This is a genomic window from Rhodococcus sp. G6(2025), assembly GCF_058628105.1.
Map to the genome: position 1 here is coordinate 4612927 of NZ_CP179750.1, position 25362 is coordinate 4638288.

General features: G+C 62.8%; 18 protein-coding genes and 1 pseudogene. 12 read left to right on the forward strand and 7 right to left on the reverse strand.

Annotated elements, in window-relative coordinates; genetic code table 11:
* Position 1: 1 nt before the first annotated feature.
* From ACLIVD_RS21115 to ACLIVD_RS21140, 6 genes are all read left to right on the forward strand, one after another.
* Positions 2-1024 (forward strand): zinc-dependent alcohol dehydrogenase family protein, encoded by a 1023-nt coding sequence (locus ACLIVD_RS21115; RefSeq protein WP_005242199.1) that lies wholly within the window; start codon positions 2-4, stop codon positions 1022-1024.
* Positions 1025-1108: 84 nt separating this feature from the next.
* Complete coding sequence (locus ACLIVD_RS21120) at positions 1109-2113, forward strand: quinone oxidoreductase family protein (RefSeq protein WP_491930592.1); 1005 nt, start codon at positions 1109-1111, stop codon at positions 2111-2113.
* Entirely contained in the window at positions 2085-2471 is a 387-nt protein-coding gene (locus ACLIVD_RS21125) for a DUF2255 family protein (protein WP_182624918.1), read from the forward strand. Before ACLIVD_RS21120 ends, ACLIVD_RS21125 begins: the two co-directional genes overlap by 29 nt.
* A gap of 198 nt (positions 2472-2669) precedes the next feature.
* Positions 2670-3059, forward strand: a complete 390-nt coding sequence (locus ACLIVD_RS21130; protein WP_491930593.1) for a cyclophilin-like fold protein — start codon at positions 2670-2672, stop codon at positions 3057-3059.
* A gap of 238 nt (positions 3060-3297) precedes the next feature.
* Positions 3298-5316 carry an MFS transporter gene (locus ACLIVD_RS21135; RefSeq protein WP_283351987.1) on the forward strand — a complete coding sequence of 673 codons (2019 nt, stop codon included), beginning with the start codon at positions 3298-3300 and terminating at the stop codon, positions 5314-5316.
* Positions 5313-5840, forward strand: coding sequence for a TetR/AcrR family transcriptional regulator (locus tag ACLIVD_RS21140; protein ID WP_005242204.1), 528 nt, complete (start codon positions 5313-5315; stop codon positions 5838-5840). Before ACLIVD_RS21135 ends, ACLIVD_RS21140 begins: the two co-directional genes overlap by 4 nt.
* Before the next feature lie 217 nt (positions 5841-6057).
* Here ACLIVD_RS21140 and ACLIVD_RS21145 read toward each other — a convergent pair whose 3' ends face one another.
* Positions 6058-7074 carry a zinc-binding dehydrogenase gene (locus ACLIVD_RS21145; protein ID WP_283351985.1) on the reverse strand — a complete coding sequence of 339 codons (1017 nt, stop codon included), beginning with the start codon at positions 7072-7074 and terminating at the stop codon, positions 6058-6060.
* Between the two features lie 55 nt (positions 7075-7129).
* Positions 7130-8500 carry an MFS transporter gene (locus ACLIVD_RS21150; RefSeq protein ID WP_491930594.1) on the reverse strand — a complete coding sequence of 457 codons (1371 nt, stop codon included), beginning with the start codon at positions 8498-8500 and terminating at the stop codon, positions 7130-7132.
* 101 nt (positions 8501-8601) lie between these two features.
* Here ACLIVD_RS21150 and ACLIVD_RS21155 point away from each other — a divergent pair, with 101 nt between their 5' ends.
* The gene (locus tag ACLIVD_RS21155) at positions 8602-8745 is read left to right on the forward strand and encodes a hypothetical protein (protein WP_283335371.1); all 144 of its coding nucleotides are present in this window, start codon (positions 8602-8604) and stop codon (positions 8743-8745) included.
* 96 nt (positions 8746-8841) lie between these two features.
* Here the strand turns inward: ACLIVD_RS21155 and ACLIVD_RS21160 are convergent, their stop codons facing one another.
* From ACLIVD_RS21160 to ACLIVD_RS21180, 5 genes are all read right to left on the reverse strand, one after another.
* Positions 8842-9759 carry an NAD-dependent epimerase/dehydratase family protein gene (locus tag ACLIVD_RS21160; RefSeq protein ID WP_283335370.1) on the reverse strand — a complete coding sequence of 306 codons (918 nt, stop codon included), beginning with the start codon at positions 9757-9759 and terminating at the stop codon, positions 8842-8844.
* Between the two features lie 175 nt (positions 9760-9934).
* Positions 9935-10594: a FadR/GntR family transcriptional regulator gene (locus ACLIVD_RS21165; protein WP_283351983.1), complete on the reverse strand. Its 660-nt coding sequence runs from the start codon at positions 10592-10594 to the stop codon at positions 9935-9937.
* Positions 10595-10946: 352 nt separating this feature from the next.
* Positions 10947-12005 carry an amidohydrolase family protein gene (locus ACLIVD_RS21170; RefSeq protein WP_491930595.1) on the reverse strand — a complete coding sequence of 353 codons (1059 nt, stop codon included), beginning with the start codon at positions 12003-12005 and terminating at the stop codon, positions 10947-10949.
* Between the two features lie 45 nt (positions 12006-12050).
* Positions 12051-13394 (reverse strand): MFS transporter, encoded by a 1344-nt coding sequence (locus tag ACLIVD_RS21175; protein ID WP_197436105.1) that lies wholly within the window; start codon positions 13392-13394, stop codon positions 12051-12053.
* A 2015-nt stretch (positions 13395-15409) separates the two neighbouring features.
* Positions 15410-16858, reverse strand: coding sequence for an aldehyde dehydrogenase family protein (locus tag ACLIVD_RS21180; RefSeq protein WP_491930596.1), 1449 nt, complete (start codon positions 16856-16858; stop codon positions 15410-15412).
* 1292 nt (positions 16859-18150) lie between these two features.
* Here ACLIVD_RS21180 and ACLIVD_RS21185 point away from each other — a divergent pair.
* From ACLIVD_RS21185 to ACLIVD_RS21205, 5 genes and pseudogenes are all read left to right on the forward strand, one after another.
* Positions 18151-19833, forward strand: a complete 1683-nt coding sequence (locus ACLIVD_RS21185; RefSeq protein WP_491930598.1) for an AMP-binding protein — start codon at positions 18151-18153, stop codon at positions 19831-19833.
* A 98-nt stretch (positions 19834-19931) separates the two neighbouring features.
* The gene (locus tag ACLIVD_RS21190; RefSeq protein ID WP_283335360.1) at positions 19932-21221 is read left to right on the forward strand and encodes an MFS transporter; all 1290 of its coding nucleotides are present in this window, start codon (positions 19932-19934) and stop codon (positions 21219-21221) included.
* A gap of 187 nt (positions 21222-21408) precedes the next feature.
* Positions 21409-21619, forward strand: a pseudogene (locus tag ACLIVD_RS21195) (Re/Si-specific NAD(P)(+) transhydrogenase subunit alpha); the annotation flags it as partial.
* A 60-nt stretch (positions 21620-21679) separates the two neighbouring features.
* Positions 21680-22012: a WhiB family transcriptional regulator gene (locus ACLIVD_RS21200; RefSeq protein WP_283335424.1), complete on the forward strand. Its 333-nt coding sequence runs from the start codon at positions 21680-21682 to the stop codon at positions 22010-22012.
* Between the two features lie 2370 nt (positions 22013-24382).
* Positions 24383-25105, forward strand: coding sequence for a FadR/GntR family transcriptional regulator (locus ACLIVD_RS21205; protein ID WP_283335358.1), 723 nt, complete (start codon positions 24383-24385; stop codon positions 25103-25105).
* Positions 25106-25362: the final 257 nt, after the last annotated feature.

Genomic DNA, 25362 nt, shown 5'->3' on the forward strand with positions numbered 1-25362 from the left:
CATGTACGGAGCCGTCATCCACGCCCCCGGCGACGTCCGCTATGAACAGCGCGAGGACCCGCAGATCCTCGCCCCGACCGACGCGATCATCCGCCTGGCCGCATCCTGCGTGTGCGGGTCGGACCTGTGGGACTACCGCGGCATCAACCCCGTCGACCAACCCACCCCGATGGGCCACGAATACGTCGGCGTCGTCGAACAGATCGGCAACGACGTCAACAACGTCAAGGTCGGTGACTTCGTCGTCGGATCGTTCTTCGCCTCCGACAACACCTGCGAGATCTGTCAGGCCGGTTACCAATCCCGCTGCGAGCACGTCGAGTTCGCCGGCGCCGGTGGTGCGCAGGCACACCTGCTGCGGGTCCCCCTCGCCGACGGAACCCTCGTCGCCACCCCCGGCATCCCCGATCCGGACCTGGTCCCGTCGTTGCTGGCCGCCTCCGACGTGCTCGGCACCGGCTGGTACGGCGCCGTCGCCGCCGAGGCCGGCCCCGGTAAGACTGTGGCTGTTGTCGGTGACGGCGCGGTGGGCTTGCTCGCCGTTCTCGCCGCCAAGCAACTCGGCGCCGACCGGATCATCGCCATGTCCCGCCACGAGCCCCGCCAACGGCTGGCCCTGGAGTTCGGAGCCACCGACATCGTCACCGAACGCGGCGACGACGGTGTCGCGAAAATCAAGGCACTCACCGGCGGACTCGGCGCACACTCCGTGATCGAAGCGGTCGGGACACAGGAAGCGATGATGCAGGCCATCCGGTCGACCCGTCCCGGTGGGCATCTCGGTTTCGTCGGCGTCTCACACGGCGTGAACCTGCCCGGCGAAGAACTGTTCTACGCCGAGATCCACCTGCACGGCGGTCCCGCCCCCGTGCGCCGGTTCCTGCCAGACCTGATCGACCGGATCTGGCGACGCGAGATCGACCCGGGCAAGGTCTTCGATCTCACCCTCCCGCTGAGCGAGGTCGCCGAAGGGTACAAGGCCATGGACGAGCGCCGCGCCATCAAGGTCCTCCTCCAACCCTGAGTCTCTTCCACGGCCGAATTGTCGCTTCCCGTCCTCGGCACGGGCGGGAAGCGACGCTCTCTGCTCGAACGAAAGCGAATCACAATGAAAGCCATCGCACTCGAGACCTACGGCGGACCCGACGTCCTCCATCCGGTCGATCTCCCGGACCCGCATCCCGGCCCCGGGCAGGTGCGCGTCCAGGTCCACGCCGCCGCTGTCGCGCCGGTCGACACGATGCTCCGCACCGGACTGTTGGCCGAGATGAATGCTGGGCTGCACCCGCCGTTCGTGCCAGGCATGGAGGTCGCCGGCGTCGTCGACGAGGTCGGCGACGACATCGACCCGGCTCTGGCGGTCGAGGCCGGGCAGAAGGTCGTCGGATTCGTGAACAATCTCGGCGCACACGGCGGTTACAGCGACTACGTCGTCCTGCCCGCCGCGTCGGTCACCCGCATCCCAGAGGGGGCGTCCGCACCGGAGGCGGCGAGCTTCATCAACAACTCGATGACTGCGCTCAACGCGCTCGAGGCCCTCCACCTTCCTACAGGGGCGACGCTACTGGTCACCGGCGCGGCCGGCTCGGTCGGCGGATACCTCGCCCAGCTCGCCCACCACGCAGGCCTCCGGGTCATCACCATCGCAGGCTCTGGGGACGACGACCTGGTCCGCTCGTTCGGCGCCGACCAGATCGTTCACCGCGGACCGGACGCCGCGCGCGAGGTCGTCGCGCTTGTCCCGGGCGGGGTGGATGCGGTCGCCGATGCCGCGCTACTCGGCGACGACATTGTCGGTGCGATCCGCGACGGCGGGCAACTGGCCACCTTCCGCCACTACCACGGGGATCCAGGACGCGGGATCCAGGTGCACGGTCTGAACGTGCGGCAACGCGCGACCGACCATCCCGCAATCACTCACCTGCGCGACCTAGTCAATGAGGGCGTCCTGACCATGAGGGTCGGGACGGTGTTGCCCGCCGCCGAAGCACCGGAAGCGCATCGGCTTCTGGACGCCGGCGGGGTGCGCGATCGCATCATCCTCGAATTCCCCGTCCACGAACCCTCCGACGAAAGGACGACACATGAAACGTTGGCCGACCCCACACATTGAGCGGATCGTCGACGCCGACGACCTGCACATCGCACCCTTCCGCGCAGATGGCATCACGCCCGGCACCCCGACCTGGATCTGGTCCGTCGTGGTCGACGGGCGCCTGTTCGTCCGAGCCTGGAACGGCACCCGCTCCCGCTGGTACCAGGCCGCCATCGCCCAGCGGGCCGGGCAGATCACCACCGCTGGCGCAACCTACGACGTCGCATTCCACTCTGCCGACCCAGGACTGAAGGATCGGATCGACGCCGCGTACCGAACCAAGTACGCAGCCAGCAGTTACCTGCCACCCATGGTCGCTTCCGGCCCCCAGGCCGCCACCGTCGAAGTCACCCCGCGCCCCGCTCCACAAGCCTGAGCAGGACAAATCGCGTCCACCATCGACCCGTGTGAAAGGAACTCTTCCGTGCGATCAAAGCCCCTCGCCTTAGCATTCGTATTCACATTCGCCGCGACCTTGCCACTGCTGCTTGCCGCCTGCAGCACCAACACGACCGACGATGACACAGGGGCTCCTTCACCATCGACTGCACCGACTTCGCCATTGCCACCCCGCATGCTCGACACGACGGCCTCGCATGACGCAGTAGGCACGACCGTCCGCTTCACCGCCGGTGACACGTCGATCCACGTCACCATGGCAGACAATCCGGCTGCCCAGGACTTCCTGTCGATGCTCCCGCTGACGCTCGAGTTCGAGGACTTCGCTGGCAACGAGAAGATCAGCTACCTGCCCCGCGAACTCGACCACGAGGAAACCGAAGGCTCAATCCTGAACCAGGGCGACTTCCTGTACTACATCCCCTGGGGCAACGTCGGATTCTGGTACACCACCGACCCCAGCACCCACGCCGCCGACTCCGTCGTACTCGGCAGCTACGCAGCCAGCCTCGACGACCACCAATACCTCGAAGGACGCGACGTCACCGTGGAAGCCCTCCCGTGAACGACCAGGCGACCCCTCCCCTCGGTCACACGTCAGGCAAGCCCAGCGCGACGCGTCGGGCTAGCACAGGCGGCCAAATGCCTCTCAAATCAACCACAACAGACGAATCGACTGGGAGGGCACGGCTTCGCCGGATGTCTGCCGCACTCTACCCAACAGCCACGCCCCTCCGTCCGGACACACCCGTCCTCGTTTCGACGTCAGCTGGTGAACAGTGGTTTACTCGATGAGTAAACACATGTTCACCATTGCTACGAGGAGTTCCGTGAGTCCGCCCTTCGACATCTCCGCGTCCGAGTCGTCGTCACGTAGCTGGATAGTGGTTGCGACGCTTGCCCTGACCGGCACCGTGGTCTCCCTTCAGCAGACCCTCGTCCTTCCGCTGCTTCCCGACCTTCCGGAGTTGCTCGGCACCACCGCCGACAATGTTTCGTGGCTTGTCACCGCGACCCTTTTGTTCGGTGCTATCTCGATACCGACCGTCACCCGCCTCGCCGACATGTTCGGGAAGAAGCGGATGATGATGGTCGCGCTCGCGGCAATGGTGCTCGGCTCGGCACTCGGTGCGCTGAGCACCGATCTCGCGCTCGTGATTACGGCCAGGGCCATGCAAGGCGTCGGACTGTCGCTGGTACCGGTGGGTATCGCAATCATGCGTGATGAGCTGCCGCGAGAGCGTGTGCCGCTCGGCGTGGCGTTGATGAGCGCGAGCCTGGCCATCGGTTCGGGTGCCGGCCTGCCCCTGTCCGGGTTGATCGCGGCGCATCTGGACTGGCATGCCATCTTCTGGGTGACCGGCGTCGTTGGAATGGTCGTTCTCGCGGCAGTCTGGCGAGTGATCGACGAGTCTCCGGTACAGACCGGCGGATCCTTCGACTACCGCGGGGCGATAGTTGGGACGGTTGCTCTGACGGCCGTGATGCTTGCGGTTTCCAAGGGAGCGCACTGGGGATGGACCTCGCGTCTCACTATCGCTCTGGCGGCCGCCGGGGTGCTGTTGCTCATCGTTTGGGTACCCATGGAGCTCCGAGTACGCAACCCGCTGGTCAATGTCCGTGTCGCGGCGCGACCGCCTGTTTTCCTTGTCAACCTCGCCTCGTTGTTGCTGGGTTTTGCAATGTTCGCGAACATGCTGGTAACCCCACAGCTCCTACAGCTGCCGGTGAGCTCCGGCTACGGCCTCGGCTTCGACGTTCTGAGCACCGGACTCTGGATGGCCCCGATCGGGTTGATCTTCGGAGTGACGGCTCCGGTATCGGCGGTACTGATCCGCAGATACGGTCCCCAGATGACTCTGCTTGCCGGGGCAATGATCATGGCCGGTTCCTACGTCGCCCGGGTCTACCTGAGCGATAGCGTCTGGCAGATCGTGACAGGTGCGGTGCTGGTAGGAGCAGGGACATCCATGACCTACGCCGCGTTGCCCACGCTGATCATGCGCGCTGTGCCGGTGACGGAATCCGCATCGGCGAACGGCCTGAACACCCTGCTCCGGTACATCGGTACGTCGACCGCCAGCGCCGTGATGGCGGCGGTCACCACGATGAGCGTTCAACGTGTCGCAGATGACGTCTTCCCGAGCTTCGGAGCCCTCCTGCTGGTGTTCTGGCTTGCCGCCGCGGCCTCGCTTACGGCAGGGCTGATCGCGCTGTCCATACTCGGTTTGCGTGAAGCTCAAGAAGAGTCACCCGAACAACCGGGTCGCATTCGCGCCGCAGTGGCACGCGGCCGCGTGCTCAGCAAATCCGAACGACCCATCCGTCGCGCCGTCGTCACTGTTCTCACCCAATCCGGAGATCAGGTCGACTGGAGCCAGGTGGACTCAGCGGGCGACTTCTCGGTCGCCATTCCCGGATCCGGGCGCTACCTCGTAGTTACCGCCGCAGAGGGCTGGACTCCCGACTCCCGACTCGCAGACCTCGTCGCAGAAGCCAACATGGGCACAATCATCCTGAACGAGCGATTGACCATCACCGGCACGGTGACCGATCCGCGCGGCCCCCTCGCAGGCGCTGTCGTCGTGCTGACCCGGCAGAGCGGCGAGGCCGTCGCTACCGCGAAAACGGGGCCGGTCGGTTCCTACGAGATGCCTCTTCCCCCGAACGGGAGGTACATACTTACTGCATTCACCCACATTTCGACCGTGGCGCGTGCGGTCACCGTCTGGGGAGGATCGCTTGTCCTCGATCTCGAACTGAACGAACCAACTGAGCTGGCCGCAACGACCGCGCGTGTCGACGAGGCGGTGGTGCAATGAGCCGGGCGAGAGACGCCGCTCTCGCGGCGGCCGCCGCGCTTTTTTCCGAACGCGGTTACAGCCAGGTCACCATTCGCGACATCGCGGCACTCGCGGAGTTGTCCCCCGCCATGGTGATGAAATGCGTTGGTAATAAACAGGAATTGTTTCTCGAAGTGGCTACGGTGGAACCGCTACCACTTCCTGCCTGTCCCAGTTCCGACCTCGGCCAGGCGCTTGTGCGCGATATATTCGACCGATTCTATGCCGACACGGTCGAACCCATGACACGGGCAATCATGCTCCGACTCACCGCGCCGGACCACCAGTCGGTGATACAACATTTCACCAGCGGTTACGTCGACCCGCTCACCGAGCGGCTCGGCGGGGACGTCGACGCACGACTGCGCGCCGAACTCGCAGTGAGCGCCCTCGTCGGTTTCGCTACCATGCTGAGAATCTTTGGTGCCGACGCCTGCTCACAGCGCAGCGACGAAGTGGTGCGCCGATACGGCAAGCTGGTGCAGCATCTACTCGACAGTTGACTGCACGGGCCGACTACTCCCCTACGCCGAGCGCGGCTACGGCGGGGTCGACGGGGTGCCGGAGCGTGCTCAGCCAGAATCCGCGCACACCTGGTACTCAATTGGGGTCCGCGGTGCGGCAAACGTCAACCGAACCGCGGCTTCCGCAACGGCACCGTGGGAACGTCAGGCGCACAGGCGAGAGATCACCAGACGTTCCCGGCGCTCGCTTCGGGCCTCAACCGAAAAGGAAAACACCTTTGCCAGCATTCTGTTTGTCGAATTCGGCGTAAGCTTCCTCTGCCTGGTCGAGGCGCCAGCGGTGACTGAAGAGGTCTGAAACTGGCAGATCTCGCTCGGTAATGAACTCCAGGCACCTGGCCAGCTCAACGATCGACAGCGTCCAGGACGTCATGATTGTTGCCTGGGTTCGCATCAACGAGCGGACATTGAGCTCGACCGGCGCGCCGCCCAGACCGAGGAAACACACTCTTCCCCATGGCTCGAGCGAGGCGAGCGCACTCGCTCCTGCTCGAGCGGCGCCCGACGTTTCAAGCACATGGGATGCTCCACGCCCATTTGTCAGTTCCATGATCGCGTCATGCGGGTCCGTTGTGGACGCATCAACGGTGGCGGACGCTCCGAACGCGATCGCTCGTTCCAATCGTGTCGCCTCGACGTCGATGGCGATTACGCGTGCTCCCATCGCTGTGGCAAGCATCGTCGCCGACAACCCGACAGGCCCCTGTCCGAACACGATCAGTGAGTTGCCGCCTATGTTTCCCAGCCGCTGTATTGCTCCCCACGCGGTCCCCGTCCCGCATCCAATGGCGGCACCCGCTTCGTAGGACAGGGAGTCGTCAATCTTGACGACCGTCACTGCCGGAGCGAGCATATATTGTGCGTGTGAGCCGTTGGCATCCGCGCCATAGCGGATGGTGGTGCGTCGGCAGAGTTGGAACCAACCGGCCCGGCACTGGTCACATACGGTGCATCCCGCATAGTGATGGATTGTGACGCGGTCTCCGACAGCAGCGACACGCGGGTCGACGCCCGGACCGGTGGAGTCGATTGTTCCGCACGGCTCATGACCGACTATGCATCCGGATGGATCACTCGCGCGATACTGATGTAGGTCACTTCCGCAGAGGCCGGAGGCCTTCACCGCAATGACGACTTCGCCGGGGCCGGGTGTCGGTTTGGTGAACTCTCGTAGCTCGACTTCCTTGTGACCGGTGAATACCAGTCCTTGCATCGTGTTTCCTTTCGTATCTTGAAGATCTCAGTCTCGGATCTCGATATGTGCCTACCTAAGTCGTGGTCCGGGTTCGCTCAGACGATTCGGTGCGAACGTCGGATCGCCGTGATCGGGCGTCGCCGACCTCCGACGTGAGGTCGCGTCCAGCGTTGTCTTTGAGCAATAGCACGCACGCTAGGCTCAGAAGGCTGAGCAGGGACACCAGTACCCCGTACATGTAGGCGCCGAAAGCTTGGGTGATGGAGGCGGCGAACAGCGGCGGGATGGCGCCGCCAGCGATGCCGGAGAAGTTGTAGCTGAAACCGGCGGCGCTGTAGCGGTATTGGGTGCGGAACAGTTCAGAGAGGAACGCGCCCAGCGGACCTGTCGCCGTGCCGGTGATGAACATCGTGATGCACATGGCGACGGCGAGGCCGGCAAATCCGCCCGAGTTGAGCACGGGGAACATTATCAGCGGAAAGATCACGGCTGCCGTCGCGGCGGCGGCCATGGTCAGGCGGCGCCCGTATCGGTCGGCGGTGAGACCACCCAGGAAGATGCCGATGGTGTAAAACACAGTCGCGGCCAACGCCATGAGAAGCGTCGGCGTTCGAGCGATGCCTAGGTGCGTCCCACCGTAGTTTGTCAGGAACGTGACGCCGAAGTAATAGGACGAGTAGATCATCAGCATGGTGCCGGAGGCCAAGATGATCTCGCGTGGCTGAGCCTTGAACGCCTGCACGAAGGGGGCTTTCGGTGCTCCGCGGCGCTCGACTTCGGCCTTGAAGACTGGCGTCTCGTCGATATTCAGCCGGGCCCAGAGCCCGACCCCGACCAGGATGATGCTGGCGATGAAGGGGACTCGCCATCCCCAGCTCAGGTAATCTTCGTCGCTCATGCCGAGGCTTCCGCCGACCACCAGCGCGCTGCTGAGGATCGCACCGAACCCCCCGCCGAGTGATGCGAACATGGACCAAAATCCGCGTCGGCCCGCAGGCGCATACTCGGCGGTCGTGAGGACGGCACCCGCCCACTCCCCGCCGACGGCAAGTCCCTGAATAAACCGCAGCGTCACAAGGATTATGGGTGCAACCACACCAATCTGGGAGGCAGGCGGTATGAAACCGACCAACACGGTGGAGACACCCATAAGGGTCAGGGTTGTGACTAGCGTGCCTTTACGTCCCATGCGGTCGCCGAAATGGCCGAACAAGATACTCCCGAAAGGGCGGGCCACGAACGCGACACCGAAAGTGGCCAGTGAGGCCGTTAATCCAGCCGCATCCCCCAACGCCGGAAAGAAGATATGAGGGAACACCAATACGGCGGCAAGTGCAAACAGCCCGAAGTCGGCGAGCTCGATCGTGGTCCCGATACAGCTAGCGATGGCCAGGCGACGCATCGAGACAGGCCTGGTGCGCGGACTGGCAATTTTGGATCGCATGACGGGCGCTTTTCTCCTTCATTTGGCCTGCACCAGTGGACTCCTCCGAGCGCGCCGTACAAGCAGGCGCCAAGACCGACTTGCGTACGAGATCTGACCGTATGGCCGACTACGACACAGCGTTGCGAGTGGTCTGGACGTTCCTGAAGCTCGACCATGTCCACGGGCAAGGCGTCCTGCTCGACACGCTGCCACAGGGTGGTGTGTCGGCAAATTCAGAACAGGTGCCCGGTCGCTGGCACTAGTGACGTCCGGTTGGCAAGCCTTATTGGCGCGAGGCAAATCTTAGATCGCGTTGCCTTGGAGGATATCTCGGCGATATCCGGGCAACGCCCAAAACTCTAGCTTTGTGCGTCGAACCAGTCGATGACGCTGCGCAGTCCGTCCTCGAGTGCCACCGCCGGCGTGAAGTCCAGAACCTGTTTCAGGCGTGCCTGGCTGACCAGCTGATACCTGGTCCTGTTCTCGTCGAAGACGATGCTGTTGGGGTCGGCCCCGAGCATGTCGGCCAAAGTTCCGTAGATCTCCTTCGACGTGCGCGGCAGCCCCGACACGTTGATCGGCATGCGCGTCGCGTCGGAGAACACCGCACACCGGATCGCTTCGGCGACATCGTCGACATGGATCAGGCCGTGTTGTGCCGTCGATGCCCACGGGATCGTCGGTGTGGTGCCCGCGCGGATGGCCGTGATGAGGTCGGTCATGAGGGTCGCGTTCGAGCCCGGACTGCTGCGCGGGCCGTAAATGGTCCCCAACCGGAGAGCTACGTAGTCGGGCCCGCCAGCGGATGCGAACGCTTCGAGGTAGGCCTCGCCGGCCAACTTCGTTGCCGCGTACATGTTGATTCCGGAACAGGACCAGGCGTGATCTTCGGCGAACGGCTCGCGATGCGGGTCCTGGAAGGATCCGTAGACGGTGTGCGAGGAACCCAGGACGACCCGCTTGGTGTCGGCATCGCGCGCGGCGGCGAGCAGGTCATACGTCACCCCGACGTTGACGTCGTGGGCATCGCGCGGCCGCTCGGCCGACGCCTGGGTGCGGACCGCGGCCAGATGGACGACGACGTCGGCGTCGGCGACGAGGGAGGCGATCGCTGAGAGATCTCGCAGGTCTGCCAAATGTGCCGACACCCCATCGAGTTCGCCAAGCTCGTTCAGTCGGGATTCGCCGCCCGCGTCGGTGGCGACAACTTCTGCGCGAGGATCGGTAGCCAGGAGCTCTACCACGTGAGAGCCGACGAACCCTGCCGCTCCGGTCACGAGAACACGCCGGGGCCGTTCAACTGGCGGTGAAGTCGGTCGGGTGCTGTCCATGGGTGCCTCCAAGCGCAGGACGCGCGTACGGCGGCGGACCGGCAATACGCGGAGCCTGTTAGTAAAGGATGTGATTTTCCTCGGGTAACAATACCAGTATTGTCTGACAAATAAAGGGTAATTATGTAAGCGAATAGCGGAGCACGAAGTCGAGGTGCTCACGCATGGCAGCTCCGGCCTTCTCGGCGTCGCCTGCCTCGATCGCCGCCTCGATCGCGATGTGCTGTCGCACCGTCTTCTGTGCGACATCTGGTGTGACGTCAAGGAACTGGGCCGGGTGCGTTGCGTCGTGCACGGAAGCGATGAACGCGGCCAACAGGCGATTGCCTGATGCGTAGCCGATCGCAGTGTGGAAACGCAGGTCGAGGTCCGGGATCTCTGGATCATCGATGGCGATGTTCTTCTGCTGCTCGATGACGTCCTTCATCGTGGCGATGTCGGCTTCGCTTCGGTTGCGGGCCGCCCACTCCGTAGCGGGGATCTCGAGAACGCGGCGGACCTCGGTGATCTCGTCGATGTTCAGCGCGCCGATGCGAACGATGGTATCCATCGACTCGCTGAGCATCCGGCTGAGAGAGTCCGGCGTCACCGTATTCACGAAGCTGCCACCAGCAACGCCCGGAATCTTGCGGATCAGCCCCGCGCTCACCAGCGCTCCGAGTGCTTCTCGAACCGTGGGGCGGCTGACACCGAACTGCTGAGCCAGCTCGGTCTCGGGCGGAAGCTTCTCACCCTGTGTGAAGCGCCCGTCCAGGATCGCCTCGCGCAGCTGGCCCTCCACCTGGTCCCGCGGGCGGGTCACCTGCAGCGCCTTGAACGTGTTGCTTTCGGTGGTCGATGTCATCGGGTCTCCAGCCTGCTTCGTACGCGTCATGTCAGGTCAGCTGACACTTCACCTGTCCTACAGCGTCCATGCTGCAAATAGTCATCGCCTGCAGATCATTAGCCTGTTCGATCTGCCGATGGTTCGTCAGCCGTTGCTAATCAGACTCTGAATAATCTGACAGTATTCTATCTGTAGAATATTATGCTACCTGTAAACATTCCCAGCTACTACTCTCACACAACTTCAACTGCTGCCCGATTCACTTCATCGGCGGAGAGGCGGGGCTCTAGTGCGGCCCGTGCCGGGATCAGAGCAGGCTGTAGAACTGGCGGGCCGATCCTCCGCACATCAGCTCCCGCTCCTCCCGTGATGCCGAACTCGCGAACCGCTTGTAGGCATTCCAGAGCACGCGATACGACGTGCCCATCTTGTCGACCGGGAAGTTGCTCTCGAACATGCAACGCTTCGCGCCGAACTCCTCGACGCACACCTCGAGCCAGGGCGACCAGAGACGAGCCAGCTCGTCGGAGCCGGGAGGTTCCGGCGCGGTGAGGTAGTCGTACATGGCTCCGCGGGCCACGAGCCCCCCGATTTTGCACCAGACGTTCGGCCGCTTCGCGACCTGCCGAATGCCGTCCCGCCATAGGTCGAACTGGCCTGAATGGTCCGACGCATAGCGGCCGTACCCCAGAGGGCCACCGCTATGGTTTATCACGACTTTCAAATCCGGAACAGCATCCGCCAGTGCCGCGACGTCGTCCAATTGGGTATGAAACAACCAGGCATCGAGGGTGAGCGAGTTTCGGGCCAGGACACGAGCCCCGTCAAGGATCTTTGCTTCTCGGAGCATCCCGGGTCGTTTCCCGGACTGCGTGTTCGCGATCTCTGGACTCGCATCCCATCCGGTGCTGAACCGGACACCTCGAAATCTCCCGCGACCAGCCGCCATGTGCTCTGCCAGAACCGGCTCGACTGCGGCACCCAGTCTGAGGTCGGCGAATCCCACGATGCCGGCCGCCACGTCGACTCCGACGCTCGACGAACCGGCCGCCGCGGCTACGTACTCGGTCTCCCCGACCGGCCGCAGTTCGACCGGTCCAGAGTCGCGGTAGCCGGCTCCGCATTCCACATAAACCGTGGCCTCGACGTGGTGACCGGACTGGATGTCCGCCTCGAAGCCGGAACGATCGTAGACGTACGGGTGCTCCCAGAGATGGTGATGGGAATCGACGATCGGCAGGTCCGGCTCGAACACCGCCTCTGCCGACTGCTTCGCCAGCCACTCGTCAGACGGTTCGAAGATCGTGCCGAACTCAGTCGGCCGTCCGTGCTCGGAGAGCTTGTAGAAGCGCGCGTCCAGTGCCATGCCTACCCCAGCCATCCGGTTATCAAGGCGGACTCAGCCATTCGATCAGACCTCGCCGCGTGCCGCCGCGACAGCACGCGACTTCCGTGCCGCAGGGTCGAGGAGGATCGCGCCGATCAGACCGGCGGTGCAGATTCCCATGAGGAAGATTGCTGCGTACCAGGGCGTGCCGCCGCCTGCCCCGACGAGGGCCGCCATGACGATCGGCACCGGCCCCGACAGAAGCGCCGCGGATACCTGGTAGGTGATGGCAGAACCTGTGTAGCGAAGCTCCGGCGGGAAGACGGTGGTGAAGAGCAGCGCGGTAACCGAATACGCCACTCCATGGCCGATTCCCAGGCCGATGATCATTGCCGCGATGATGGCGATGGGGTTGCCTGTGTGAATGATCCAGAAGACCGGAATCGGAGCGACCGCCAGCAGTGTCAGGGCAGAGAGGAACACTCGCTTCGGGCCGATACGGTCGGAATTCCAGCCGACAATCCCCACACAGGCCAGGTGAACCAATCCCGCAACGATGACTGCCATCAGCACGGTCGTCTTCGCCAAGCCGGCCTCGGCCGACCCGTAGTTCACCGCATAGGTGCTGTACGCGTAGAAAGCCGCACCGAGTCCACCGTTGGCGAATCCGAGCGCCAGCATCGTCCGCCAGTGGTTGCGAATGACTTCCCTTGCCGGGTTGCTGACGAGAGCGTTCTCTGCCTTCTTCTCCTCGAACACCGGCGATTCTTCCAGCTTTAGCCGAATGAACAGCGCGATCGGGAAGATCAATGCACTGACCAGGAACGGAATACGCCAACCGTAGCTCTCCAGCGCGTCCTCGGGCATGAAGTAGGCGGCCAGGCTGACAAGGTTGGCGCCCACCAGGGCCGCCGGAATACCCATCTGAGCGACGCTGGTGTAGCGCCCGCGCAGGTGTGGCGGCGCATGCTCAATCGACATGGTGGCGACGCCGGAGAACTCACCACCGGCCGACAAACCTTGAATCATCCGGAACAGGACAAGCAGCAGCGGGGCCCAGAAACCTATCTGATCGTATGTGGGCAGCAGGCCGGTCGCGATCGTGGCCACGCCCATGCCGATCAGGGTCATGAACAGTACCGACCGCCGGCCAAGACGGTCGCCGAGGTGGCCGAAAATGAACGCGCCCAAGGGCCGCATGAGCCATGCCGATGCAAAGGTGCCGAAGGCAAACAAGGTGCCGACGGTGGGGTTGTACGTAGGGAAGAAGAGCTTGTTCAGCACCAGCGCGGCTGCGACGCCGTAGACGAAGTAGTCGTACCACTCGAGCGCGGTACCCAGGAAGAGGGCCGTGCCGAGCCTGGCAAAGCTCGTCTTACGAGGTGGGGACGATTGGCCGGATATCGCATCTGGTTGCATAGTGCTCATGATTCTGCCTTCAGGTTTGGGATGGAGAAGTAAGCGCGAGGCACAATCTCGACCTGCCGCTATTTCGCCGCGAGGGCAAGAGAGTACCGACGCCATTCTGATTGAGAGCTATTGCAGTGGTGCGCATTTGCTCTGAAGCACTGCGATACGCGGATCTACGGCTTCGCCGGACATCGCACATGCGGGTTGCGAGCAGACATGCCAAAAGCCGGTAGACGAACACGTTCGTCCCCGCTGACGTACAGCCGAGCTCCGTGTCGGTGGACCTGAGAACAGAATAACTACTTGCTGCCCCCAACCGTTCGACCAGGCGCGACCCGGTGAATCCAAAAGCGACTACGAGTACAACTTCCCTCGGTGTCACAGTGGCTTCTCCTACTCATCTCGCGTGGCCCGTCGGGTCTTCCGGTGCCCGATGCCGAGATCCCCCATGTATCGCTCGTGCGCTGCGCTTACTGGCATGAGGGGCTGTGATTGCGCTCACTAGATGAATTAGTAGACCAGACTATTATCTGACTGTCAAACATCTGGCAATGTCTCACCTGTTACTCCCAGCACGGCTTGTCGCTTGGCAACGCCTGAGACTCATAACCATCGAGCCGCGAGAACGGCCCGAACGGGCCTCCGCGCCGATACGGCCGAACAAGGTTGTGGTGTCCGACAGCACGTGCACGTTTATGCGGCCTTCGTGCTCGAAGTTTTCCCGACGGACCAGGATGTTCGGCGCCGGCACCTTGCACCCGAACCGTGGCATGCAGTACCTGGCCGTCCGCGACAGCGAACACCTAAGCGCGGTCGCCAACACGCCCAGCGAAGGTGTTCGGGTGATGGGCCAGGCGCGCGATGATGAGGCGTGCCTGATGATCTCGATGAGCCGAAGCCGCCGGTGGACAAGACGTTCCGAGCGTTTGACCCGGATCAGGGTTTGTTGCTGCCGCCGCCGCTCGACGACTGGCTGCCCGCCGAGCCTTTGGCCTATCGCAGAACTCGTCGACGAGCACCTGGACCTGTCCCGGATCCTCTCCGCGTACACCGAGGGCCGTGCCGCCCCACTACGATCCGCGACTGATGGTGCTCATCCTGCTCAACGGCTGTACCACCGGAGTGTGCTCGTCCGGGTCGATCGAACGCAAATGCACCGATGACGTGGCTGTTCCGGTGCTCGGAGCGGGGCGGCAGACTATCGGGCGATCACCCGGGTCCGCAAGCGGCGCCTGTCCACGCTCGAGCACCTGTTCGTACAGGCGTTGGCGCTGTGTCAGGCCGCGGGCATGATCAGGCTGGGTCGTCGGAGGGGACGAAGTTGCGGACGAACGCCTCCAAACGCAAGGCGATGAGCTACGCCCGCATGCCGGAGAGGAGAAGGTCCTCGCCGCGAGGTCTCGACGAGGCCGAAGACGCCAAGTCGGCGAGAACCGGCGTGGCGACGAGCTGCCCGAGGTATCGCGGCGTCGCGAACCCGGCTGGCGACGATCCGGGAGGCGAAGGCCGCCCTCACGGAAGAGGCTCGACAGGCGGCACGGGAGCGGACCGGGACGACGGCTGACCGGCGACGGGGCCTCCGCGCAGTGTTGCAACGCGGAGGTCGTGGTCGACGAGAAACCTCAGGGATCGTGGCCACCGACGTGAACACAAATGCCGTCGATGTCGGCAATCTGATGCCAACGACCGAACAGACCGGCGGCGAAGACCGGGCAGGTCCCGGACCAGGTCCGTGCCACGCCGGCTACTGCTCGGCCGACAACCTGGACCGCGCCGCCGATTTTCGCCGACGAACACGGCACCGAGTTCTATGTCGCGAGCGGGCATCGGTGCCGTGGCGACCCACCAGCGGCGTCCTCGCGGGCGAATCCGCAAGCCCGCGAACGGCAAGCAGCGAATGGCCTGCAAACGGGCTACCCGGATGGGTCGGGCGGCATACGCCCGCCGGAAGGTTACGCCGGGCCCAACACCGCCGGCCGTCCCCACTGCAAGCCAGCCCGTCGCGCTATACGACTAGGACTAATCAGGACAGGCTAGAGCCGGGGAAGCACGCGTGCCTCTTCTTCGAACCCGTACACCGACTTGACTTCGAGGTACTCCTCCAAGCCGTAGACGCCCATCGAGCGGCCGATGCCCGATTCCTTGTAGCCACCCATCGGTGTCGTCTGATTGGGACTGGAACCGTTGTAGCAGATACGACCCGCGCGAAGCCCGGATGCGAACTCGTACCCGCGCTTGCGGTCCTCGCTGAACACGTAGCCGCCAAGTCCGAAGATCGAATCGTTGGCAATCTCCAATGCTTGTTCCTCTGTGCGGTACGGCATGACGACCAAAACCGGACCGAAGATTTCCTCCTTGGCCAAGGTCATGTCGGGAGTGACGTCCGCCAGGACGGTGGGCTTGCAGTAAAATCCGCGGTCGAAGCCGTCGATTCGCCCCGGGCCGCCGGTGACGAGCCGCGCCCCTTCCCTCAGTCCGATCTCGATATGACGCTGAACACTGTTGAACTGCTGCGCGTGAACGAGCGGTCCGTGCGTGGTGTTCGGGTCGCTCGGGTCGCCGACACGCATTAGGTTGATCGCGTCGACCAAGAAGGGAAGGATGTCCTCCACTTGACTCTCGTGCACCAGCAGCCGGCTCGGCGCATGGCAGGACTGGCCGGAGTTCGAGAAGCCGCGCTGAATGTTGAAATGTGCGGCCTTCTCCAGATCACCGTCTGTCAGCACGATGTTCGCGGACTTGCCACCCAACTCCAGGCAGGTTCGCTTGACAGTCTGAGCGGCGGCCTCGCCCACCTGACGTCCCGCGGTGGTCGAACCGGTGAACGAGATCATATCTACGTCCGGGTGCCGCGAGAGCCGGTCGCCCACCACACTGCCACGACCGACTACCAGGTTGAATACACCCGGCGGAGTTCCCGCTTCATGCATGACTTCTGCCAGTGCAACGCCCGAGGCGGGCGATGCATCCGATGGCTTAAGCACCATTGTGCAACCCGCAGCGATTCCGTAGATGACTTTGATGACGGAGGTCTGAATTGGCCAATTCCATGGTGAGATGAGGCCGCACACGCCGATCGGTTCTCGTCGAATGATGGTGTCGTCGAGTTGCCGTTCAAACTCGTAATCTCGGATCACGTCCCGCGCGACTCGCATGTGACCGGCCGAGGACTTCACCTGTCCTTTGAAGGAAACGGGGATGCCCACTTCTTTGGCGATCAGCTCGGACAGCTCCGCCTCGCGGCGCTCGTAGGCCTCGATAATGCGGTCGATGAGCTCGATGCGCTCATTGACCGAGGTCCTGGAGAAGCGAACGAACGCTCTCTTCGCTGCCGCTACTGCGAGGTCCACATCCTCGACTCCGCCGCCCGAGGAGACAGTCGCCCACGGCTCTTCCGTCGCCGGGTCGATCAAGGGGCGGGTGCCCGGGATGGACGGCGAGACCCATTCGCCGTCGATGTACAACTTGTCGAAGTGGTCCATTGACTTCCTCCAAAGCGAGCAGAATTGCTTAATGTCAGACTAAATATCTGCCTGCTTGCTGTCAACCTTTTTCCAATCCCAGAAGGACGGCACCCGCAACACCGTCGGTACTGATCCCCATCCCAGTACCACTCTCCATGCAGGCGGGGTTGACCGTCTACAGCGTCGAAGCTATGACGTGGGTACCGAAAGCCGGCCCGCGGACCACCGCCACCCGTTGCCGCGCGGAGCGGTGGGGTGAATAACGGGGTCGCTACGTGATACAAACGCGGATACACACATCCCCACGTAGGACAGCACCCAGTCCGATGCGAATCTGCAGCCACAATGAGCTCACTGCGGCTGCGACCTCCTCCCCATCGGGACACGTCACGTTTCATTCCAGTGCCTGTCCACCAGCGGCTTCCAATTCCCATGCCGCGGCCGCTCGCGCGGTCGCCAGCCTGATACCGGAGGCGCCGCCGGTGAAATGCCATGCGGTCGGTGAAGTCATAGATTGGATTCATCGTGCTTCTCCACGGTCGAGGTTGCCGACCGGGCGGGTGAGTTCATGTAGTCGGCGCCGAGAAACTAGGGCCCCCACGGACGGATTGACGAACAATGCATCTATAGGCAATAGTATGACAATCTTCACTTAGGTCAGTCAGTTTCACTTGATGTCAGAAAGTGTGTCTAGGTCAATGCGCCTGCAGGTCACGTACCGGCGCCTGGCGCGCTACCCATGCGGCGTGGATGGTGTTGCTAATCGTCTTATCGCTGCAGTGGCACGTGCCAGCCGGGGGGGCGACGCCATTTGGGTGGCGTCTGCGCCGGCGGATGTTCTCGCACTTGCCACGTTCGGTTTCGCGAGCGGTCCGATCAGCTACCGGACCGGTGTCTCCTCCTCGCTGACCGGTCTAAGATGCTCCGCTACCTCGCTGGAGCGTCCGTCCGTCTTGCGCGTGAACGCATGTTTTTTCGTCGGAGTGGTTTGTTGCGATCGTGGGGCGGCAGTACTCCAACTCATCCCGCGTGCCACTGGGTCGCCGAAGTCGAATCCAACCCAAGGGCAGCGCGAGCTCTCGGCATCCGAGTTGCAACTCGTACGGCTATCGAGTGTTGCGTCTCAAGTGCCACAACGGATTTCGATGTCGAAACACGCCACGGTGGCCCTCGACAGCAACATCGTCGCGCTGCGCGTCGAGGTAGCCTGCGGCCCAGTGCCGGTCAACCCGTCCGCACATTAGGGTAAGCGTCGAGCTGAATCAGGTGTGATCAGTCTTTCTTGTACAGAACAGTTTTCGGAGGCGAAAATGAGCTCGACCATCCAAGGGCTACCCGAGGGCAGCATCGTGCCGGATGCTGAAGCGCAGCGCCGGCTGGACACCGGCGAATGGTCGGTCACCTCGTTGAGTACGTTTCTCGACGATGCGGTAATCAAGTACCCCCAGCGGGTGGCGGCGGTAAGTGTTGACCACCATGGTCGGGCGGTACGGGAAATGACGTTCGCGGAGCTGGACGAGATGAGCCGCAGGGTCGCGGCGGGGCTACAGGCGCGGGGAGTGCGTCCCCGTGACGTGGTGACGGTGATGATGACGAACTCGGCAGAGTTTCTCGGGATCGTCTACGGCATCCTGCGGGCGGGTGCGACGTACTCGGGAATTCCGATCACGTATGGGACCCACGAAGTCGAATTCATGACCAAGACAACCGGCACAAAGATGCTGATCGTGTCCCGCTTCCACGGCGGTCGCGACGTGGTGTCCACGGCGATACCCGCCAGGGTGCGCGACGACGAGGGACTGGAGGTCGTGATCGTCGGCGAGCCAGTGGGTGGCACCGTCACGCTCGACTCGTTGATGGGCCCGGCCGACGCGTTCGAGCCGGTTCCCGTCGACCCGCTTGGGATCGCGCAGCTCGCCTTCACGTCGGGAACGACGAGCGAACCGAAGGCCGTGATGAATCTGCACGCCACGCTTGATGTGGTGGTTCGCGGCTGGGCCGCCCATGTCGGGCACGACTCACTCGGGCAACCGATGCGCAATCTCGTCATGTCGCCAGTCGGACATTCGACCGGATTCTTCTGGGGAGCCCTGCTGACGGTGTACCTCGGAGGCACGGCGGTCTTCGTGGAGAAATGGAGCCCGGAAGTCGGGGCACAGATCATCCACGGGGCTCGCATCACCTGCATGGTCGGCTCACCGACTTTCCTGATCGACTTGCTGCGGACCGCCGGCCTCACCCGAGAGGAGGCTGACACGCTCGCACTTATCGTCGTGGCCGGTGCGCCGATCCCGCGGCCGCTGATGGCCGAGGCGGAGCGAGCGCTCGGATGCGCGGTGATTCCCGCGTGGGGTATGACCGAGTTCGGTATTGCGGTCTCCGGCCGGCCGGGTCTCGGGAACATCAACCGTGAGACCGATGGTGTGCGGCTCGACAGTGCCGAGATCAGCATCCGCGATCCCGAGGGTGCCGAGGCGCCCGACGGCACCGAGGGTGCCTTGTGGCTGCGCGGTACGGGCATGTTCGTCGGGTACTACCACCGTCCTGAGGCGACGCAGGAGGCATTCGACGGCGAGGGTTGGTTCGCGACCGGCGACACCGCGGTGCGTGATTCGCAAGGGTCGGTGACCATCACCGGCCGCACCAAAGACATCATCATCCGTGGAGGCGAAAACATCCCGGTGGGCTCAGTCGAAAGCCTGATCTTCCGGCATCCCGGGGTGACCGAGGTGGCGGTCGTCGGTTATCCCGACGAGCGGCTCGGTGAACGAGCATGTGCATTCCTGCGTTGTCAGGCGGGCACGTCGTTGAACGTCGACGAACTCCGGATCTTCTTGACCGAGTCCGGCCTCGCCAAGCGGTACTGCCCCGAGCGGGTGATAGTCGTCGACGATATGCCGAAGACCATGAGCGGAAAAATCCGCAAGGTCGAGCTGCGCGAGCGACTCGCCGTCGGAGCGTCCGCACAGCCATCCGGAACCGTCAGCACGTGATTCTAGATGGCTCAATCTGCACCAGTAACCTACTCGACTTTCACTTTGATTGAAGGTGTTTGATGTCCGGGTCTCCCTCCGCTGCCGACGTGAGACGCGTGGGTCTTGCCAGCCTGATGGGCACGACGATCGAGTACTACGACTTCTTCGTGTACGGCACAGCAGCTGCGCTGGTGTTCGGTCAGGTCTTCTTTCCGACCTCGAATCCCCTGACCGGGACCCTCCTGTCGCTCGCGACATTCGGCGTGGCATTCGTGGCACGCCCGCTTGGTGGAATCATTTTCGGCCATCTCGGGGATCGTTTGGGGCGCAAGGCCGCTCTGGTGACAACCTTGTTGATGATGGGGGTCGCGACCGTCGCGATCGGGCTGGTTCCCTCCTATGGTGCTATCGGGATCGCGGCGCCGATCCTGCTCGTCGTCCTTCGGTTCGTGCAGGGCATCGCGCTGGGAGGTGAGTATGGCGGGGCGGTCTTGATGACAGTCGAGCACAGCCCGCCCGGCAAACGCGGCTTCTACAGCTCCTGGGTGCAGACCGGCGCCCAGTTCGGACTGATTATTGCCAATGTCGTGTACCTGATCGTCGGATCGGCGATGGGCGACGAGGCCTTCCTGAGTTGGGGATGGCGTATCCCGTTCTGGGTCAGCAGCCTGCTGGTGATTCTTGGGCTGATGATCCGGCTGCGGCTGGAGGAAAGTCCCGAGTTCAAGGCTCTCAAAGAGTCCAACGACATCCTTCCTGCCCCTATCGTGGTCGTCTTTCGTCATCACATGAAAGAAGTTCTGTTGATCGCCGGCGCCGCCGTCGGCAATTCCGTGACGTTCTACGCGGCGACTGTGTTCGGTCTGTCTTACGGGGCCACAAAAGGCTTCAGTCGCAACGAGATGCTGGTGATCATCATCGTGGCGGCGGCGTGGGTCATCGCGGCGAGCATCTTCGTCGGCGCCCAGAGCGACCGCTTCGGCCGAAAGCCGATTTTCATCGTGGGCAACCTGGCGATCGCCGCGACGGTCTTCGGATGGATGAAGGCTATCGACACCGGCAACCCGACTGTGGTGTTGATCGCGTATTTGGTTCTGCTGACCGGCTATTCGATGACATGGGGGACCATCGGTGTCTTCTTCGCGGAGGTGTTCCAGGGTGCAGTCCGGTACACAGGCCTGTCGCTCGGATTCACCATCGGGGTCATCGTCGGTGGCGCAGTGACGCCCCTGGTTCTCACCAAGCTCGTAGCCGACACGTCGTCGGCGATGCCAGTAGTGCTGTGGGTCGCCGGGTCGACGATCATCTCAGCCCTGTGCGCCATTCCCATGAGGCAGATCGACGACGACGCGGGAGGGGTCGGTACCACGCCCAGTCGAACCGGTCGAACGGCTCCACAGCTTTGACAGCAGCACCCATCTATTGCAAACTGCCATAGTACGTCCCAAGAGGTTTCGTCGGTCCCCGTAGGGCCATCGCTGTGGTCGCTGCAAGAGAACTGTCGCCAGGAGCCTTCATCGAAGGACATGCGACGGGGGGCATCATCGAGGTCATCGAGCGATTCCGCGTCAACATCTCCAACGAGTATGAGAACGCATTTCCCGGGCGCAGTCCATGGAAGCGCTCAGCTCGACGGCCGACATTGCCGACTACCGTGCTGTCGTGGGGGGCCGCCCACACGTTCGGTCGGTTCTTCACCGGTCAGGTCATCGCCGCGGGCAAGTTCCCACCGGCCAAGGTTCTGATCGCAGGACCCGGTGTCGCCGCGAGCAGCCTCGGTGCGATCGTGCGTACAACCGATCCCGAATAAGAGAGGACCGAGATGCGCACTACAGCAGACTCTTCCGTATCGTCCCGGCTTCCCATGACTTGGTTCTGGGATTGGCAGCTCCGAGCACGCTGCCGCGGGATGGACATCAATGTCTTCTTCCCCCTGGATGACGAGACGCGCGGTGACCGTCTTCGTCGAGAGCGCGTTGCCAAGCAGATATGTCTCGGCTGCCCCGTCCTACGCGAGTGCCGCAGCTACGCTGTGGCGTCGCTGGAAGGAAGCGGGATCTGGGGTGCCACTTCCGAAGTTGACCGCCGGTATCTGGCCCGCTCGTCGCCTCGGCGGACCGGCGATCCAAAAACCACCCACCCACGAGTGCCGCCACAGCATTCGGCGCCAAGAGGATTACGCAGGCTCACCGGGTGAACAGCCTCGCCGAGTAGCGTGAGTGCATATGTGGGCAGACGCGAGCCCGTCCTCGACCATAACGAAGGCTCAGACAGGTCGCACAACTTTGGACGATTGAACGTAACGCGCATCATTCACTTCGTTCGTCGCCGACGATCACCGTTCTGACTACGCGGTTGAATCTAGTTGCTAACGAATCGCGTGCTGGCCAATGCGCCATTCGCGAGACCTCCGCGTGGGAGCGCCCTCGGGAGAGGAGGCGAATACCACTGATTGATGGGTCGTTTCAGGGTCTGCTGATCGTTGTCGCCTCTTCGTCGCGATGGATTCATATTTGCCGGCTTGACGAGGATGGTTAATGACTTACAATTATCTAAGTGGGTCCACCATGCCAACGGTAGACGTGACGCACAGTATTCCCGTTGATCAGCCCCGCCCGGAGCTTTACAGCTCGGAACTCCACGGCTGGTGGGTAGTTCGTTGCTTTTGCAGAGGTGACTGCACCACTCAGTTCGATCGATAGGAGCGCAATGCCCGAAGGCAACCAGAGAAAGTACATGGAGCAACAAGGACTCGGTGCATGTTCCACGTCGCCGCCCCTCTCCAGCGCCGGTACACGTATGGCCGACATCCCAGTAGCTCTACGTAAGCATGGGAGGGATTGGCGTTATCGTCGACGCGCAGACCTGCAAAGGGCACTCTTGGGACTTCCCCACCCAAGCGCTGATCCACAGGATTTCATTGGATTCGCCCACTCCTGGCTGCCGTATGGCGGCGCGCCGGACGAGGACATCTTTGAGAAGTTCGGGATGACACGTACACGCTTTATCGAACGACTCTGGCACACAATTCGGGAGTCTCATGCCGATCCACGTCTCTCTGCGAGGTTGGCCGCCGTTTACCGTCCACCTGGCACAGGTTGGAGAAAGCCAGTAACTACTGGCACAGGTTGAGAAGCCAGTAACGAACGACCCGAATGACTTTCTGAGAAACTGAATAGCACGACACGAAACGTATTACAACGTTGATGATTAAGAAAATGCCGTGAGCCGGCGTTCTCCTCGATGCGGGAGGTGCAATTGGGTTCCGGGAGATGGGGACGATCCAGGTCTGCTGTGCGAGCAACCGGCCAGGGGCAGCCTGCCCGGGGTGACGTCCTTGCACCGAGTCGGTTGACGTGCTCGACGAGGGTTGCGTTCGCGGTCGGATTCTTCTCGGTGAGCCGTGGGACCCTGTTGCGCACATCCCGTCGGTAAACGTCGTTGTGGAGCGCACGGTGCCGGCGAGGAATCCATTGCCGAGCAGACTGAACGGGACCAGTCCGATTCCAGCCCGGCCAGGGTTGGCAGATCTCCCCGTGTCCACAGCAAGTACTCGCTGCAGGACGGCGATCCGCTGATGTCACGGAAGATTCCCCGGACAGCCCGAAGTGCCGCACCTTGCCCTCATGGATCAACTCCCCTACGGTCCCCACGACGTCCTCGACAGGCAGGCACATCTGAGTCGACGCGGTGCTGGTAGAATAGGTGCTTCGGTGACGCCTCGGGGATGCGACGTATCCGCTCTGGTCGGCTCGAGACGGAACCGTGTTGCCTTCGATGCGCCAACCACTTCGTGGCAATTACGACCTGGTCAAGAACCGGTTCAACTACCTCATTGACGTTGGGCTGCGGGTCGACGCGACCACATCTAATCCTGCTGTAGGCCGATCGCCAGGGGATCACGTTGGCGAGCACGGTCTCTACGATTCCCCGGCGACAGGGCAGCATCACGGGCCCCGGTAGTCCCGCACCGTGCGGAGCCGACGGCCGACCGTGGTGATTCGCGGCACCGCACCACCCCGTAGCAGGTCGTCGCGACCCGAGGGAGTTCTCGTCGAGCGCCCTTCCTGTAGTGGTGGTTCACAGGGTGTCCATCGAAGGCAACCTGGAGAAGCTCCCGGCCACCGGACGCGCTGGGTGGTCGATGCACAGGGAGCCAGACCAAGCCGGACTGGCGATAGGTCGCCTGATGACAACATGCGCGAGCTCATGCCCCCTACGGGGACCGCTTTTGTACGGCCTGCATCCTGTCGGAGCAGGTCAGCGTACGGGAGCGTTTGTCGCACACCTGCCCTGCCTCACTCGGGTTCTAGGAATTTCAGTCTCCGGATCGACTCGCGACGTTCCATTTGTCTCGCCCAGCGCATCCATCGACTACAATCTACAATACTGTCATATCTTTTACGTAGTCTGCGTGGGATGTAGGGGAGCCAGATGTTTACACCACAGCAAAAGGGATTCCCGCCGAGGTGATCGCGCACCCCTTGGAGGACGCCTGCATCTGCGAGACTGTAGGACAATTGCCGACCGCCGAACGGTCGCGCGTCCAACCACAACTGGAGACCCGATGGCATCTACCGCAAACAAATCCTTCAAGGCGACGCAGGTCACCCGGCCGCGAGATCAGGTGGAGGCACAGCTCCGGGAAGCGATCTTGGACGGTCGTTTCGCGCAGGGCGACAAGCTTCCGCCCGAGACCGAGCTCGCTCAGCTGTTCGGTGTGAGTCGACCCACCGTTCGCGAGGCCCTCGGCGCCCTCGTCAGCTCTGGGCTGATTCGCAAGATCCCTGGCGTCGCTGGCGGCAGTTTCGTCAACACCGTGACGCCCGACTCTCTGAGCCAGATGCTCAGCGAGTCAATGGACACTATTTTGCGAATTGGCGCGCTAGACGTCGACGAGATCACCGAAGTCCGTCGTGTTCTCGAGATCCCCGCCGCGCAGTGGGCGGCGCGCAACCGCAGCGATGAGGATATCGCCACGATGCAGTCAGTCATTGACCAGCAGAAGAAGATCACCATCGACGACCCGAACATTCCGGAATACGACCTGCGTTTCCACACCTCCATCGGTTTCGCCTCCGGCAATCGCCTGCTGGCCGCATTCATCGCCGCGGTGCACAACGCCACCCATCCAGCGCAGTTCCTCGAGGTCACCCGCGATGTTGCACAAAAGACAGTTCGGCAGCACATCGCCATTGCCAAGGCCATCGAGTCAGGCGACGCGGACAAAGCTGGGGAGGAGATGCGCAAGCATCTTGACTTCGTTCTTCGCTACTCACTACCTTGCTGATTCTCAAGAACTGCGTGAAAGTCTTCCGAAGTTAGTTGTTGTCCGACAAGTAAGTTGCAGTTTGCTCATCCGCCGCCAAATGACCCGTCGCCCGGTGGTAAGGCAGCGAGGGGACCGCAGCCGCGGTCCCCTCGCTGCGACCGTTGACTGGCCACTATCCGGGTGCCAGTCAGCGACGTCGGCTACCGATCGGGCTCTCCGATTCGGTGCAACCGGCCTGGAAGCGCCGCTGATGACTCACTTGAACGATGACAGTG

Bases quoted from the DNA above. Each gene is read 5' to 3' on its own strand.
- ACLIVD_RS21115 (WP_005242199.1), top strand. From the start codon at position 2: ATGTACGGAGCCGTCATCCACGCCCCCGGCGACGTCCGCTATGAACAG.
- ACLIVD_RS21120 (WP_491930592.1), top strand. From the start codon at position 1,109: ATGAAAGCCATCGCACTCGAGACCTACGGCGGACCCGACGTCCTCCAT.
- ACLIVD_RS21125 (WP_182624918.1), top strand. From the start codon at position 2,085: ATGAAACGTTGGCCGACCCCACACATTGAGCGGATCGTCGACGCCGAC.
- ACLIVD_RS21130 (WP_491930593.1), top strand. From the start codon at position 2,670: ATGCTCGACACGACGGCCTCGCATGACGCAGTAGGCACGACCGTCCGC.
- ACLIVD_RS21135 (WP_283351987.1), top strand. From the start codon at position 3,298: ATGTTCACCATTGCTACGAGGAGTTCCGTGAGTCCGCCCTTCGACATC.
- ACLIVD_RS21140 (WP_005242204.1), top strand. From the start codon at position 5,313: ATGAGCCGGGCGAGAGACGCCGCTCTCGCGGCGGCCGCCGCGCTTTTT.
- ACLIVD_RS21145 (WP_283351985.1), bottom strand. From the start codon at position 7,074: ATGCAAGGACTGGTATTCACCGGTCACAAGGAAGTCGAGCTACGAGAG.
- ACLIVD_RS21150 (WP_491930594.1), bottom strand. From the start codon at position 8,500: ATGCGATCCAAAATTGCCAGTCCGCGCACCAGGCCTGTCTCGATGCGT.
- ACLIVD_RS21155 (WP_283335371.1), top strand. From the start codon at position 8,602: ATGGCCGACTACGACACAGCGTTGCGAGTGGTCTGGACGTTCCTGAAG.
- ACLIVD_RS21170 (WP_491930595.1), bottom strand. From the start codon at position 12,005: ATGGCACTGGACGCGCGCTTCTACAAGCTCTCCGAGCACGGACGGCCG.
- ACLIVD_RS21175 (WP_197436105.1), bottom strand. From the start codon at position 13,394: ATGAGCACTATGCAACCAGATGCGATATCCGGCCAATCGTCCCCACCT.
- ACLIVD_RS21180 (WP_491930596.1), bottom strand. From the start codon at position 16,858: ATGGACCACTTCGACAAGTTGTACATCGACGGCGAATGGGTCTCGCCG.
- ACLIVD_RS21185 (WP_491930598.1), top strand. From the start codon at position 18,151: ATGAGCTCGACCATCCAAGGGCTACCCGAGGGCAGCATCGTGCCGGAT.
- ACLIVD_RS21200 (WP_283335424.1), top strand. From the start codon at position 21,680: ATGACTTGGTTCTGGGATTGGCAGCTCCGAGCACGCTGCCGCGGGATG.
- ACLIVD_RS21205 (WP_283335358.1), top strand. From the start codon at position 24,383: ATGGCATCTACCGCAAACAAATCCTTCAAGGCGACGCAGGTCACCCGG.